Consider the following 14771-nt stretch of genomic DNA (forward strand, 5'->3'; position numbering starts at 1 on the left):
GCGGCCCTCACACTTTCTTGATTGAAGTCTTGCCGAACAGCCCGGCGGGTTTCATCGCGAGCACGATGAGCAGCAGGACCAGCCCCGGCACGTCCTTATAGCCGGTGGAGAGATAGAAGCCGGTAGTGGTCTCGGCGATGCCGAGAATCACGCCGCCGACGAGGATGCCCAAACCGCTCGTGAGACCGCCGATGATCGCCACCGCGAACGCCTTGAGGCCGAGCACCGCGCCCATCGTCGCGCCGGTCAGCGTGAGCGGCGCGATCAGCACGCCGGCGAACGCGGCGGTCAGCGACGAGAGGGCATACGAAAACGTGATCACGAGGCCGGTGTTGATGCCCATCAGCGCGGCGGCGTCGCGGTCGTTCGCCGTGGCCACGACGGCCTTGCCGAAGATCGTCTTGCGGTTGAAGAACTCGACGGCGAGCATCATCGCGAGCGCGCCGCCGACCACCAGAAGTTCCATCGGCAGAACGTTCGCGCCGAACACCTTGAGCGGCGCTTCGGGCAGCGGCGACGGGAAGCGCAGATCGTCGCGGCCCCAGACGTTTTCCGCGACGTTCTTGAAGATGATGCCCAGCGCGATCGTCGACATGATCCAGCCGAATTCGGATTTGATCCTGATCGCGGGCCGCACCCCGATCCGTTCGACGAACGCGCCCTGCAACAGACCGAACGCGCAGACGAGCGGGATCATCAGCCAGTAGTTGACGCCGAGCGAGACCAGCGTGAGGCCGACCAGCGCGCCGAGCATCAGCGCGTCGCCCTGGCCGAAGTTCAGCGTGCCGGAGGTCGCGAATGTGAGTTGATAGCCGAATGCGATCACGGCGTAGATCATGCCGAGTGCGATCCCGCTATAGATGAGCTGTAAAAGAATGGTCATCGTCGAGCGCCTTAGAGTTCACCATCTATAAAACAAAGCCGCCCCCGCTGGCGGGCGGGTGCGGCTTTGGAGCATGCTGCCGCGCTGGATTTGCGCTTGTATCCGCGCTTAGTTCGTCGACGCCTGCTTGGCGCGCAACTGGCTGCCGTCCTTGCGATCAGCGTCGTACGCATAGATCACGCGGCCGCCCTTGACCTCGCCAAACACCGGCACGTTCGGGCTGATCGCCTCGTGGTCGTCGTGCGTGAACGGCTTGTCGTACACCATCACGACGCCTTCCACCTTGCCGTTGAGGTTTTCCAGCGCGGCGCGCACCTTCGGACCTTCGGTCGAACCCGCCTGGGTCATCGCCGCGGCGAGCAGATAGACCGAGTCGTAGCCTTGGGCGGCGGACACCGCCGATTCGATGCGGTTGTTCTTCGGCTTGAACTCCTTGAGGTACGCGTCGATGAACGCCTTGCGCTTGGGCGTGTTCGCTTCCTGAATGAAGGTCTGCGGCATCCGGGCGCCTTCGCCGTTGGTGCTCGCGTTGTCGATGTAGTTCGCCATCGACAGGGTCCAGCTGCCGATCAGCGGCACTTTCCAGCCGAGCTTGGCCATGCCGTTGGCGATCTGCGCGAGTTCCGGCCCAATGCCATAGGTCAGCACCGCTTCAGCGCCGGCCTCCTTGGCCTTGAGCAGCTGCGCGGTCATGTCGACGTCCTTGATATTGAATTTTTCTACCGCAACCGGCTTCACGCCTTTCGTGGCCAACGCCTTTTCGAGGTCTTCGCGGCCGAGCTGACCGTAATTGGTGGAGTCCGCGAGAATCGCGACCTTCTTGAAGCCGCGTTTCGCGATCGCTTCTTCAACGATCATCGGCGCCTGAATGCGGTCGGCGGCGGCGTTGCGGAAGACGTAGTTATCCGGTTGATCGGTGAATTGCTTCGTCAGGACGCTGCCAGTCGCGACGTTGTTGAACACCGGAATCCTGGCTTCCTGGAAGAAGCGTTGAGACGCGAGCGCCACGCCGGTATTGATGTAGCCCACCACCGCAGCCACTTTTTCCTTGTTGATCAGCTCTTGCGCGATCTGTACGCCGCGTTCATTTTTCGCCTCGTCGTCGCGCTCGACCAGCACGATCTGACGGCCAAGCACGCCACCGGCCTTATTGATTTCCGCGGTGGCGAGCCGCACGCCGTCGCGCATGCTCACGCCCATCGAAGACGAACCGCCGGTGAAAGGTCCGTCGACACCGATCTTGATCGGGTCGGCGGCGTAACTGACGTCAATGAGGGCACACAACGCGAGCGCACTCACGACGCTCTTCAAGCGAATTCCCATACTGTCTCCGTAGCATGTCTTTTTTTGCACAGAGCCTGGAAGCGGCTTCCATGCACGCCGACTGGACGTTCTCAGGGAGCCTGAGCGCCTGTCGTGACGCAGTATGGATTTGCTAATCTATATGTAATATTCGGAATTACCCGCGTGGTGCAATACCGGGGTTATTGGCAGATTAGAGAGAAGCGTCTAACTTTGGTTATCGAGCGGCGGTGCCGAGCCACTGATTGACTCTGATATCTGTCGTTTAACTTCATGCGCGCCAATTCGGTCCCGTTGCGAAGCTTCGGAAACCGTCACCTCGCCCGCGCCGCAAGGCGCGTAATGATCCGCTCAGCCATCGCGCGGTCGATGACTTCGAATGAACGGCTCGTGCGCTCATAGGCATACATGGCGCCAGTCGCGATATCGAACCACCAGCCGCTCAATACGAGTGCCCCGGCGCTGACTTGCTGGCGGACGATCGGGTAGGTCATCAGGTGTTCGAGCTGCACCAGCACGTTGAGTTGCGACAATTGATCGTGCGCTTTCAAGCGGTCATCGAGCGGACCTTCCTGTTCGAGCCTAAACGCCGCGTTGTTGGCGTGGCATAGCCATTTATCGAGGTTTGGCGATTTCAGCTTGGCGTTGCGTGAGAACACGGCCTTCATCGCGCCGCACTCGGAATGCCCGCACACGACGATATTCGCGACTTTCAACACCAGCACCGCATATTCGATTGCGCTTGCCTCGGAAAGATCTCCGGTAGAGACGCCCTCCGCAGTCGCCGGCGGGATCAGATTGCCCACGTTGCGCATCGTAAAGAGATCGCCGGGATGGGTCGATGCCAGCAGGTCCGGCACGACGCGGCTGTCCGAGCAGGTGATGAAGAGCGCATCGGGAGTCTGCGCGAGCGCCAGTTTGCTGAACTGCTGCGCGTATTGCGGCAGCATCTTCTCCCGGAACTCGACGATGCCCATGATGAGTTTTCGCATGATCGCCTCTCAAACGACCGGTTGCCTTGCCGCCGACGTCTCCGACCCTCCAAGCCCTTGCGAGTCCGGGATACGGGCCAACGCCAGGTCCTCCGGAAATGGATGCCGCGCGCCGATCTCTCGGTCCAGCAGGGTCAGCTCGACACGCAATGCGTCGTGACGATGCTCCGGCAAGCACTGGAGGAGATTCTCTATCGCCGCGCGCTGACGCCGCGCGATCTGGATGCTGCCGGCGCCATACTGACGTATCTCTCGAAAACTGATATGCACGAAATCTTCCCAGTTCGGCGTTCGAAAGATCACGCACACACGGCCAGACTTATCCCTGATCTCTTCGGTGTACAAAGACCGTTTTCCGACTACGCGCAATAGCCGCTGTAGTTGATCGATGGCCAGCACGGCCGTTGTGGGATCGTTGATCGCGGCCGATAACGCCTTGAGCGCAATATCAACAAGGATGCGGAACGCGAACATCGGATCCTGTTCCATCGTGCGTTCGGTCCCAAAGGCGACCAGTGTCCGCAGCCGGTTTTCATCGATTGCGCCAGCGTCACCGTACAGATAAAACAAGGGTTCGTCGACTGCGACGAAATCGCCGACTTGCGGCACGAATTCGATAACCGAGTTCGTGCGCCTCGCCTTGGCGACCAGTCTTTCCAGATTCACGGCCAGAACGATGCCGGATGTACCGCTGTGGCGAACGATGCGATCAGGCACGCCTCGCTTGCGGTCAACGCACGGCGGGGCGATCCGGCCCGTCGCCGGCGCGGGATAAACGCTCTCGATGACCGCGATGCCGTGCTCTCCAACGCGCGCCACGAGGCTCACTGGACGCAGAAATTTCGCCGCATAGTCGATCAGGAAAAGGAATGCGACGACGGAAGCGAATCCGAATAGCGCTGCAATGAATACCTGAAGCTGGTGCACCTCGCTGTCACCCATCCAGCCCAAGGTCCTGTTGGCGAATAGAAGTGTGAAAACGAACAATCCCGAGATGTTGCGGATCACGTTATCGCGCAGCAAGGTCGTCGCGATGATCCGCGGGGTGTATTGACCGCCAGCGACCTGGATCGCGACGAGCAGCGAACCGAAGGTAAATACCAGAAACGCCAGGTCTGCGGAAACGATGTCGCCGACAAGTGACCGCGCGCCAGTCATGGACAGCCCGAAAAGGCCGGTTTTCGGGTCGAGGATGTCGTGTCCGATCAACCACCTTCCCAGCATTTCAGTGAGCGGCTTCACCACCGCATAGATCGCTACTGCGACGAGCGGGACCGTCCACAGGGAAGATCTGAGGTAACTCTTCAAGCTGTACCAGCGGTTCCAGTCCATGTTTGCGCTCTTCCTGCTTCGCGGTTTCGCCTTGGACGATGAAATGGAGACTCCTCGGGCACGTGGAGTCTCCCCAACCAATAAGACACGCGACCTTGCGGTCGGTCAATGAGACTTTGGTCCGACAGGCGTTATGAAGATTGCCGCAGGCGAGCGTCGTCTAACGTGCCATCGTGGGGAGTGTCTCTTCGGCGACTGGCGCGCCTGCCCGCACATCTTCGGCAGCGGTGGCGATATCGGACGCCACATGGGCCAGCTTCATCAGACGCGGCTGCAGCAGCAGCGCGACGAGACCGCTCCAGCCCGTCTGATGCGAAGCGCCGACGCCACGCCCGCTGTCGCCGTGAAAGTACTCGTGGAAAAGCACGAGATCAGACGAACGCGGGTCGGCCTGCAATTGCGGATAAGCCGCCATCACCGGCCGCATGCCGTGCTCGTCCTTCAAAAAGAGGGTGGTGACACGCCGTGCGAGACCGTCGGCGATCTCGCTGAGCGAGCACCGGTTGCCTGACCCCGTCGGATATTCGATGCGGAACTCGTCGCCGTAGTAGCGATGAAATTCATACAGCGATTCGATCAGCAGATAGTTGACGGGCATCCACACGGGTCCGCGCCAGTTCGAATTGCCGCCGAATACGCGCGAATCCGATTCGGCCGGCTGATACTCGATGCAGACATGTGCGCCGCCATGATCGAACTCGTACGGTGTACCGCGATGCACGCGCGACAGCGCACGCACGCCGTGATCGGACAGGAATTCGTCTTCGTCGAGCGCGCGGCGCAGCAGCGCCGTCATCCGGTATCCGCGCAGCAGCGACAGCAGCGTGGTATTGCCCTTGCCGGGTTCGGTCCAGCGCGACACCAGCTTGGCCAGATTCGGCCGGTGATCGAGAAACCACGCGAGCCGCTCTCGCAGGCCAGGCAGGTGACCGTATATCCGCTCTTCGAGCACATGCACGGCGAACAGCGGAATCAGACCGACGATCGAGCGAACGCGCATCGGCACACGGGTTCCGTCCGGAAGATGCAGTACGTCATAGAAGAACTCGTCGCGGCCGTCCCACAACCCTGTTCTGCAGCCCTCGCTGCAACCGACGGCTTCCGCGATATACAGGAAATGCTCGAAAAACTTCACCGCGATTTCGACATACGCGTTGTTCGTCATCGCGAGTTCGAGTCCGATCTGCATCAGGTCGAGCGCATACGAGGCCATCCACGCGGTGCCGTCGGCCTGGTCGATGCGGCCGCCCGTCGGCAGCGGGGAAGAGCGGTCGAAGATCCCGACGTTGTCGAGCCCGAGAAAGCCGCCCTGGAAGATGTTGCGATCTTCCGCATCCTTGCGGTTGACCCACCACGAAAAGTTCAGCAGCAGCTTGTGGAACATCACTTCGAGAAACTGGTGGTCACCGACGCCCGTGACTTCACGGTCGAGTTCGTACACGCGCCAGGTCGCCCATGCATGAACGGGCGGGTTCGCGTCGCCGAAAGCCCATTCGTAGGCGGGTAACTGCCCGTTCGGATGCATGTACCGTTCTTTCACGAGCAGCAGCAACTGTTTCTTCGCGAAGTCGGGATCGATCATCGCGAACGCGGCGGCATGAAACGCGAGATCCCACGACGCGTACCACGGGTACTCCCACTTGTCCGGCATCGAGACGACATCGCCGTTGCACATATGCCGCCAGTCGGCGTTGCGGCCGTGCCGGCGTCCTTTCGGCGGCTTCGGCTGACCGGGGTCGCCGTCGTGCCAGCGCGTCACGTCGAACTGGTAGTACTGCTTCGTCCATAGCATGCCGGCGAGCGCCTGGCGTTGCACGAGCCGTGCATCGGCGTCGGCGATATCGTGCTGGAGCGCCGCGTAGAACTCATCGGCCTCCGCGATCCGGCGCGCGAACAGCGCTTCGAAGTCGAGCGGCGCGTCGTCGCGCGTGATGCCCGGCAGTGCCGCCGGACGCCAGCGCAGATACAGCACCGCGCGTTCGTGCGGCGCGAGCGACAGCGCCACATGCGCGGCGGCGCGGGTGCCCGCGTCGCGGCGTATCGCCTGCTCGTCGCCATCGACGAGGTAATCGTTGAAGCCATCCTTGAACGGGCCCGCGCCGGCGATGCCGAAAATGCGGCGCACATTGGTTTCGTTTTCGCAGAACAGCCATTCGATCGGCTGCTGCGCGGAGGCCGTGACGATCATCGTGCCCAGCGCGGGATTGTGCGCGATCACCCGCGCGCCTTCGGCGGACTCCGTCTCGAGCGTCAGCGACGGCCTGCCGGGCTTGCCTGACCACGCCCAGCGGTTGCGCGCCCAGAGGAGCGGCAGCACATGCAGTGGCGCGTGCTGATCCGCGCGATTTTCGACGCTGATGCGCATCACGATGTCGTCGGGTGTGTGCTTCGCGTACTCGACCCAGACGTCGAAATAGCGATCGTTGTCGAACACGCCGGTATCGAGGATTTCGTATTCGGGCTGATCGGCGCCGCGCCGGCCGTTTTCGTCGATCAGGTCCTGATACGGATACGCATCGTGCGGGTACTTGTAGAGCATCTTCATGTACGAGTGCGTCGGCGTGCCATCGACATAAAAGTAAAGCTCTTTCACGTCCTCGCCGTGATTGCCCTGCGCATTGGTCAAGCCAAACAGCCGTTCCTTCAGGATGGCGTCGCGCCCGTTCCAGAGCGCGAGCGACACGCACCAGTCGAGTGGGTCGTTGCCGAATCCGGCAATGCCGTCCTCGCCCCAGCGGTACATGCGGCTGCGCGCCTGATCGTGGGGGAAATACTCCCAGGCGGTGCCGTAGTCGCTGTAGTCCTCGCGAACCGTGCCCCACTGCCGGTCGCTCAGATAAGGCCCCCAGCGGCGCCAGCAATCGAGGTCCGGGCCATGCAGACGGCTTCCTTCCTTCGAACGGAGCAGATCGTTTGCGCGTAGCGATGACATGTGACCTCCCAATCCGGGATCGACTGCCGAACACGTTTGGTGCGTGAATCCACCCCGGTGCTGTGGCGCATGCGCCGCCGGGCGGTACTTGGATGATAGGCGCCGTTTGGCGTTATTGAGTTCGGCTCCGAAGCAGTGAGGGGCAGACTACGAACGCCATCGGGTATCCATCTAGATGCACGTTTTGTCCGGGCAAACGTCGTCTCTGTCCATTGAGGCGAACGCGGCCCAGGCTCTAAATTGGCGCCACTAAGCCCACCTGGCGCTTGCGAGAGAAACAAGATTACCTCGCGCGCCACCCGCCCGAACATACCGACAGCGAAGCGGACTGTTCGGGCGGCTCTAGAGGAGACACCGGCATGGCCCACCAGATAACCCTCCGTTTTGAGGACGGAGTGACCCGCTTCATCGACTGCGAGGAGGGCGAGCGCGTCACCGATGCCGCCATCCGCGCCAGGATCAATATCCCGCTCGATTGCCGTGATGGCGTGTGCGGCACCTGCAAGGCGGTCTGCGAGTCCGGTGAGTACGTTCTGGGCGACTGCGTGGAAGATGCGCTGAGCCCGGACGAGGTGAGCGCCCGCAAGGTTCTCACCTGCCAGATGAGCCCGCGCTCCGACTGCGTGATCCAGATCGCCACGAACTCCGATGTCTCGGGAACCGGCCCGTCCTCCCACAAGGGGCGGATCGTCGCCTGCCAACGAGCGTCGGACACTACGATCGCCTTCTCGGTCGAGCTCGAGAACCGCGCGGATCTCAGTTTTCTTCCCGGGCAGTACGTCAATGTCCAGGTGCCCGGCACCGATCAGACCCGGTCCTATTCGTTCAGCTCGGGGCCGTCCGAGCCGCACGTGTCGTTCCTTGTGCGCAATGTGCGTCAAGGGGTGATGTCGAGCTGGCTCTGCGAAACCGCCAAAGTCGGCGACGCGATCGAATTTCGCGGCCCGATGGGAAGCTTCTATCTGCGCGCCATCGAGCGGCCGGTGCTGTTTCTGGCGGGTGGCACGGGTCTCGCGCCGTTCCTGTCGATGCTCGACAAGATCGTCGAGGACGGCGGCAGTCCGTATCCGATCCACATGATCCTCGGTGTGAACACCGATGAGGATCTGGTCGGCATCGACCGGCTCGAAACCTATGCGCAGCGCCTGCCGAACTTCACGTATGCCTGCACCGTTTCCAACCCTGACAGTGCCTATCCCAACAAGGGCTATGTGACCCACCACATCAACGCGTCCCAGCTCAATGGTGGCGAAGCGGATGTCTATCTCTGCGGCCCGCCGCCGATGGTCGATGCGGTGCGCGATTTTCTGTCGTCAGAGGGGCTGACGCCGCGCAATTTCTACTATGAGAAGTTCGCCGGCACGGGCCTCGTGGTCCAGACCGGCGAGGAGCGCATCGCTCCTGTCGATGTCGATGAAGCGTTCGACCTGCGCATGGCGCTCGAACTGGGGGCGGCTCAACTGACGATGGGCCGGCTGTCGAGCGAGCAACTGATCACCTTCCGCCAGCTCGCCGAGGCGACCGCGCCGTTCGTGCGCGGGCGGCACTTTACCGACGTGCCACGCTACATCGAGGCGAACCACGCGTTCCACTTGTTCACGATCGAAGCTTCCGGGAACGCGCAGTTGATCGCGCTCTACCGGCAGCTGGCCGTGCAGGACTACATCGCTCGCGCGCTGACCGACCAGATCGAGATCGTCGGCGATATCGTCCAGCAGCATCGGGACATCGTCGCCGCCTTCGAACTGGGCGACCTGAACGCGGCGCGGGACGTGATTGCGCTGCATGCGCTCCATTCCAAGGCCACGATGAGCCGGGCGCTGGAGCGCATGGCGACGGGCAAGACGGCACCGGCTGCCGCAGCGGCTCCCGCTCTCCCGCCTGCCGTGCCGCAAAGCGCGCCGCAGGTGTGTCCATTCTCGGGCAGCACGCTTCCGGCTTATTCACACGAGCTGGACTGGCCCGAGGGGCTGGAACCATTCAAGGTGGTCGACGACGGCTCGCAAGGCGACCCTTACGAGCACTACCGCTGGATGCGGGAGCATGCGCCGGTGCTGCGTTGCCAATCGGCGACTTCGGACGTGTGGTTCCTGTCGCGCTATGACGATGTCTACCAGGCGATCCGCAATCCGAAGCTGTTTTCCTCCGAGGTGGTCAGCCCGCCGCCGCTGACGTTCCTGACGCTGTTCGATGCGCCCGCGCATTCGCGCTTGCGCAAGGTCGTCCAGCCGTCGTTCCTGCCGCTGGCGCTCGATCCCTTTATCGATCAGATCGCGCAAAGGGCGGAGGATTTGCTCGACGTGATGATCGCCAAGGGCGGCGGTGACGTCGTCGACGATTTCGCGATCCCGCTCAGCATCTCGACGATCTCCGCGATGATCGACGTGCCGAACGAGGATGAGGAAAAAATGAAGTTCTGGTCGGACGAGACCTTTAGCTATTTCGGGCGCCTGGCCCGCAATGCGCCGGGGACCGGTACCGACGAGCAGAGCGCGCACGCCTTCTTCGCTTACCTGAAGGAAGCGATGGAGCGGCTCGCTTTGACCGACAGCCAGTCGATCGGCGGACATATCGCGCGCATGTGGAAAGACGGGCTGCTTTCCGAAAAGGAAGCGAAGGAGCTGTGCGCGTTCGTGTTCATCGCCGGGCACGACACGACGACCATCCTCGTTGCCAACGCGTTTCGCATGTTCGCCGAACAGCCGAACCTGCTGGCACGTATCCGCGAAAACCCCGCCGACGCCGAGCGTTACGTCGAGGAGGTGGCGCGCTACCGTGGCACGGTCCAGCGCGTGAGCCGCATCACCACCGAGGCGACCACCGTCGCGGGCGTCGATCTGCCGAAGGGCGCGGTGGTGCGATTGCTGCTGTCGGCCGCGAACCGCGACAGCCGCAAGTTTGCCGATGGCGAGACCTTCGACATCGACCGCGATTCCAGCGGTCATCTGGGCTTCGGCAACGGCATGCACAAATGCCTCGGTGCGCCGCTCGCCAAGCTGGAGACGCTGATCGCGACGAAGGCTCTGGCCCGCAAGATCGGCGAGATTGCGCTCGATCCGGCAAGGCCGATCCAGTATGTGCGGGGCAACAATCTGACCAACTCCGGGCCCGAGCATCTGTTCGTGAAGCTGGGGGCGTTGTCGGCCTGAAGCGGATCAAGGGGCGAGAGCGAGTCAGTTCGCTCTTGCCTTTTCAGGCGGCAAGGATCGGTCGTGCGCTGCGGAGCGGTATTCGGTTGGCCGCAGTCCCGTCTGCTTGCGGAAGAAGCGTCCGAAATACGCCTCGTCCTGGAAGCCCAGTTCGCTGGCGATCTGCTTCACGCTGAGCGTCGAATAGCCGAGCAGCCGCTTGGCCTCATGAATCGAGCGTGCATCGATCGCCTCGATGGCCGAGACCCCGAACGTAGCGCGGCAGATCCGCGAAAGTTGGCCGGTGGTGACGCCCATCTCGCCGGCATAGCTGGCGACCGGGCGCCGCTCACGGCAATGGCGGTCGAGCAGGGCGCGGAACCGCTCGATTCGCGCGGCCATCGTGCGCTGCTCGGAACTGGCTGAGAGCCGGGCGCTCTCGCTGAGACGCCCGATCTTGACGAACAGGGTGATAGTGAGTGCGGCGCCCGCGGTGAACTGCCAGCGCTCGTGGCTCTCCGCCTCGTGCCCGATCGACTGGAACAGCGTGTCCAGAGATGTGCCGCGCTCCACGGCGGGATCGATCGACAACACCGTCGGCGTGCGGATGAATTCGAGCAGCTCGGGCGCGGCCGTCATCGCCAGCGATTCCAGCGCGGACTGCGCGGCGGTGATCACGTGACCGTCGACGTCGCTGCGGAAGTGAAAGCCGTGGACCGAGCGCGCCGGCACGACCACGAGGCATGGCGCCTGGACGGCCCAGGTTTTGCCGTCGATGAAAGTCTCGCCGCCGCCGGCGGTCACGTAGAGCACCTGGATCAGCGCATCGTGGACGTGCGGTTCGATGTCGAAATCGAAACGCCCGGCACGCAGCGGAATGCGCTCGTAATGGACCATGTCGACCCAAGGCTGGTCGGCTTCCGCGCCATAGAGCGCGAAATGCAGCACGGTCCGGCGGCGCTGCTGGTCAGAGGCCATGATGCACGTTATGTCCTGCTCTATGTCGACTCTGTCCATTGTTCCACAGGCGCTCGGGGCGTTCAATGTCGATACGGATATCAGGAAGCGTAATCGCATACATATTTCAGGAAGGTAATTACATGAGACAGGAACTTGAAAATCGCGCAGCGGCCTCGACCCCGTACGCGCTGAACTTGAACGGAAAGGTCTGCGTGGTGACGGGTGCCGGCAGTGGCATTGGTGCCGGCATCGCGCGCGCGTTCGCCGCTGTCGGCGCACACGTCGCGCTCGTGGATCGGAACCTTGCCGGTGCTGAAGCTGTCGCCGCCGAACTTCGGAAGGCCGGTGCGGTGGCGCGAGCGATCGGCTGCGACGTGTCGGACGAAGCCTCGGTTGCCGCTGCTGCCGACAAGGTTCGAGCGGAGCTCGGGCCGGTCGGCGCGCTCGTCAACAATGCAGGGCTGCTGCGCGCTGGAGCGCTCGAGACAGTCTCGATCGAGGACTGGAACCAGGCCATCGCCGTCAATCTGACCGGCTATCTGCTGTGTGCCCGGGCTTTCGGGCGCGACATGCTGGCGGCGGGCAAAGGCAGTATCGTCCACGTTGCGTCGATTGCGTCGCTCAATCCGCAGACCAATAGCGGTTCCTATAGCCCGAGCAAAGCGGGCGTGCTGCTGCTGTCGCGGCAGTTGGCGGCGGAGTGGGGCCCACGCGGCGTGCGCAGCAACTGTGTGCTGCCCGGCATGATCCGCACCGCGCTGTCCGCGAAGTTCTACGAGGAGCCCGGCTTCGAGGCTCGCCGCGCCGCCGCCACCGCGAGCCGCCGCATCGGCGAGCCGGAAGACCTCGCCGGCCCGGCGCTGTTCCTCGCCTCTGATATGGCTGCCTACGTCAATGGCGCGGAGGTGCTCGTCGACGGCGGGCTCGATTGCATGCTGATGGACATGGTTCCGCGCCCCGGTTTCAACGCTACTGCGGCCGCGTGAGCGCCGTCACACCACAACGACAAGGAGATTGGATATGACCAAGGAGATCACCTGCGATCTGGTCGTGGTCGGATCGGGTGCCGCGGGCCTCGCCACTGCGATCACGGCACGCAAGCGCGGCCTCGATGTCATCGTGCTCGAGAAGGAGCCCGTGTTCGGTGGTACGACCGCGCTGTCGGGCGGCGTCTTATGGATTCCGCTGAGCAAATACGGCCGACAGCAGAACCCGGCTGACACCGTCGAGCGCGTGCGCGAATACATGATGAGCGAAACGGGCAATAACTACGATGCCGCCGCGGTCGAGTGCTTTGTCGAGAACGGGCCGAAAATGGTCGAGTTCTTCGAGCGCGAGACCGAGATGAAGTTCGTGCCCACGCTCTATCCGGACTATCACCCGGATGCGCCCGGCGGCGTCGACGTCGGTCGCTCGATCCTCGCCGCGCCATATGACATTCGCGGGCTGGGCAAGGACATGCGCCGCCTCAAGCAGCCGCTCGAGACGATCACGTTCATGGGGATGATGTTCAATTCCTCGAACGCGGACCTCAAGCACTTCTTCCGCGCGACCAAGTCCATCGTTTCGTTCCTCTATGTGGCCCGCCGTCTGGCTACGCACATCAAGGAGCTGGCGCTCTACCGGCGGGGGATCAACGTCACGAGCGGCAACGCGCTCGCCGCGAGACTCGCGAAGTCGGCGCTGGCGATCGACATTCCGATCCTCACTTCGACGCCCGTGAAGGAACTGCTGAGCAAGAGCGGCAAGGTGATCGGCGTGCGCGCGAGCGCAGCGGACGGTGAGCTTCGAATCACCGCCCGGCACGGCGTCGTGCTGGCTTGTGGCGGCTTCCCGCACGATCTCAAGCGCATTGCGCAGGTCTATCCGCATGTGAAGCGTGGCGGTGAGCATCTGTCGCCCACGCCCGTCGGCAATACCGGCGACGGGTTGACGATGGCGGAGAAGGTGGGCGGTGCCGTGAAGCTCGGCTTCGCCGATGCGGCGGCCTGGATGCCTGTCTCGAAGGTGCCGTTTGGCAAGGGCCGCACTGGCGTGTTCCCGCATCTGCTCGACCGGTATAAGCCCGGGGTGATCGGCGTGCTGCGCAACGGTCAGCGCTTCACCAATGAATCGAACTCCTACCACGACGTTGGCGCCGCGTTGATGCGCGCCTGCGAGGGTGAACGGGAGACGGCGATGTGGCTGATCTGCGATAAGGTGGCGCTCGGCAAATATGGTCTGGGCTATGCGAAGCCCGCGCCGATGCCGGTGGGGCCGTTGCTGCGCAAAGGCTATCTGATCAAGGGCGACACGATCGGCGAGCTGGCGCGCAATTGCGGCATCGCTCCCGATGCGCTCGAAGTGACGGTCCATGCCTACAATCGCGATGCCGAGCGCGGAGAAGACCCGGCGTTCCAACGCGGCCGCACCTCGTTCAACCGCTACCTCGCCGATCCGGACCACAAGCCCAATCCTTGCGTTGCGCCTATTGCGACCGGCCCCTTCTATGCGGTGAAGGTGGTGATGGGCGATCTGGGCACGTTCGACGGCCTCAAGACGAGCGTCACAGGCGAGGTGCTGCGGGCCGACGGCAGCGAGATCGAGGGCCTATACGCGGTCGGCAATGACCGGCGCAGCGTGATGGGCGGCAACTACCCGGGCGCCGGTATCACCCACGGGCCGAATATGACGTTCGGGTTCGTCACCGGAAATGCGATCGCCACCAAAGCGATGACTCGCAAAGAGAAGGCATACGCATGAATACCCAACCAATGTTTCTGGCCAAGCCCCTCGTCGATTTCCGGGTCTACACGATCGCGCTACGCAAGATGCCCGAGTTTCTCGAAGTGTTCGACAGGCTCGCGATGCCAATCCTGCTCGAGACGCTTGGATATCCGCTCGGTTTTTGGACGAGTATGGTCGGACCGCAGAACCAGTTCACTCACCTGTGGGGGTATGACGATCTGGCCGACTACGAACGACGGTGCCTGGCACGCGATACGCACCCGGACTTCCCCGCCTATCTGAAGGCATCCGGCCATCTGATCACGGCACAGGAGACACGGCTCATTCGGGCCACCGCGCTGGATAGCGTCGCAAAGTAATCCGAAGCATTCGGCCGAAGCGGGCTCCATCGCGGAGCCCGCGTGCTTCTTTGACCGAAGAGGCGGCTCAGGTCTGGTTGGCCCACAGATCGTCAATTGCGCGGACCGCCAGCAAGTAGCCGTCGGCCAGCACGAGGCAGTTCTATTCGATGTCCT

General features: G+C 62.8%; 10 protein-coding genes. 4 read left to right on the plus strand and 6 right to left on the minus strand.

The annotated features are described in order from the left end of the window. Positions 1-7: 7 nt before the first annotated feature. The 5 genes from AB3X89_RS01065 to AB3X89_RS01085 form a co-directional block, all read right to left on the minus strand. Positions 8-883, minus strand: coding sequence for a branched-chain amino acid ABC transporter permease (locus AB3X89_RS01065; protein ID WP_176122035.1), 876 nt, complete (start codon positions 881-883; stop codon positions 8-10). 108 nt (positions 884-991) lie between these two features. Next, positions 992-2206, minus strand: coding sequence for an ABC transporter substrate-binding protein (locus AB3X89_RS01070; RefSeq protein ID WP_368581402.1), 1215 nt, complete (start codon positions 2204-2206; stop codon positions 992-994). A 293-nt stretch (positions 2207-2499) separates the two neighbouring features. Further along, positions 2500-3177, minus strand: a complete 678-nt coding sequence (locus AB3X89_RS01075; RefSeq protein WP_368581403.1) for a carbonic anhydrase — start codon at positions 3175-3177, stop codon at positions 2500-2502. Positions 3178-3186: 9 nt separating this feature from the next. Next, positions 3187-4509, minus strand: coding sequence for a DUF2254 domain-containing protein (locus AB3X89_RS01080; protein WP_368581404.1), 1323 nt, complete (start codon positions 4507-4509; stop codon positions 3187-3189). Between the two features lie 160 nt (positions 4510-4669). After that, positions 4670-7441: a glucosidase gene (locus AB3X89_RS01085; RefSeq protein ID WP_368581405.1), complete on the minus strand. Its 2772-nt coding sequence runs from the start codon at positions 7439-7441 to the stop codon at positions 4670-4672. A 359-nt stretch (positions 7442-7800) separates the two neighbouring features. Between AB3X89_RS01085 and benC the strand changes: the two genes are divergently transcribed. Next, positions 7801-10590 (plus strand): benzoate 1,2-dioxygenase electron transfer component BenC, encoded by a 2790-nt coding sequence (benC, locus tag AB3X89_RS01090; protein WP_368581682.1) that lies wholly within the window; start codon positions 7801-7803, stop codon positions 10588-10590. A 24-nt stretch (positions 10591-10614) separates the two neighbouring features. On the opposite strand, the gene AB3X89_RS01095 is transcribed toward benC, so the two are convergent. Beyond that, complete coding sequence (locus AB3X89_RS01095) at positions 10615-11547, minus strand: helix-turn-helix domain-containing protein (RefSeq protein ID WP_368581406.1); 933 nt, start codon at positions 11545-11547, stop codon at positions 10615-10617. 122 nt (positions 11548-11669) lie between these two features. Here AB3X89_RS01095 and AB3X89_RS01100 point away from each other — a divergent pair, with 122 nt between their 5' ends. Genes AB3X89_RS01100 through AB3X89_RS01110 form a run of 3 tightly spaced genes read left to right on the plus strand, consistent with a single transcriptional unit; the run spans position 11670 to position 14615 of the window. Further along, positions 11670-12515: an SDR family NAD(P)-dependent oxidoreductase gene (locus AB3X89_RS01100; protein WP_368581407.1), complete on the plus strand. Its 846-nt coding sequence runs from the start codon at positions 11670-11672 to the stop codon at positions 12513-12515. Positions 12516-12543: 28 nt separating this feature from the next. Further along, positions 12544-14271: an FAD-dependent oxidoreductase gene (locus tag AB3X89_RS01105; RefSeq protein ID WP_368581408.1), complete on the plus strand. Its 1728-nt coding sequence runs from the start codon at positions 12544-12546 to the stop codon at positions 14269-14271. Continuing rightward, entirely contained in the window at positions 14268-14615 is a 348-nt protein-coding gene (locus AB3X89_RS01110) for an NIPSNAP family protein (RefSeq protein ID WP_368581409.1), read from the plus strand. Before AB3X89_RS01105 ends, AB3X89_RS01110 begins: the two co-directional genes overlap by 4 nt. Positions 14616-14771: the final 156 nt, after the last annotated feature.

Origin of the sequence: Paraburkholderia sp. BR14320 (assembly GCF_040948665.1) — a bacterium.
GTDB classification, from domain to species: Bacteria; Pseudomonadota; Gammaproteobacteria; order Burkholderiales; family Burkholderiaceae; genus Paraburkholderia; species Paraburkholderia youngii.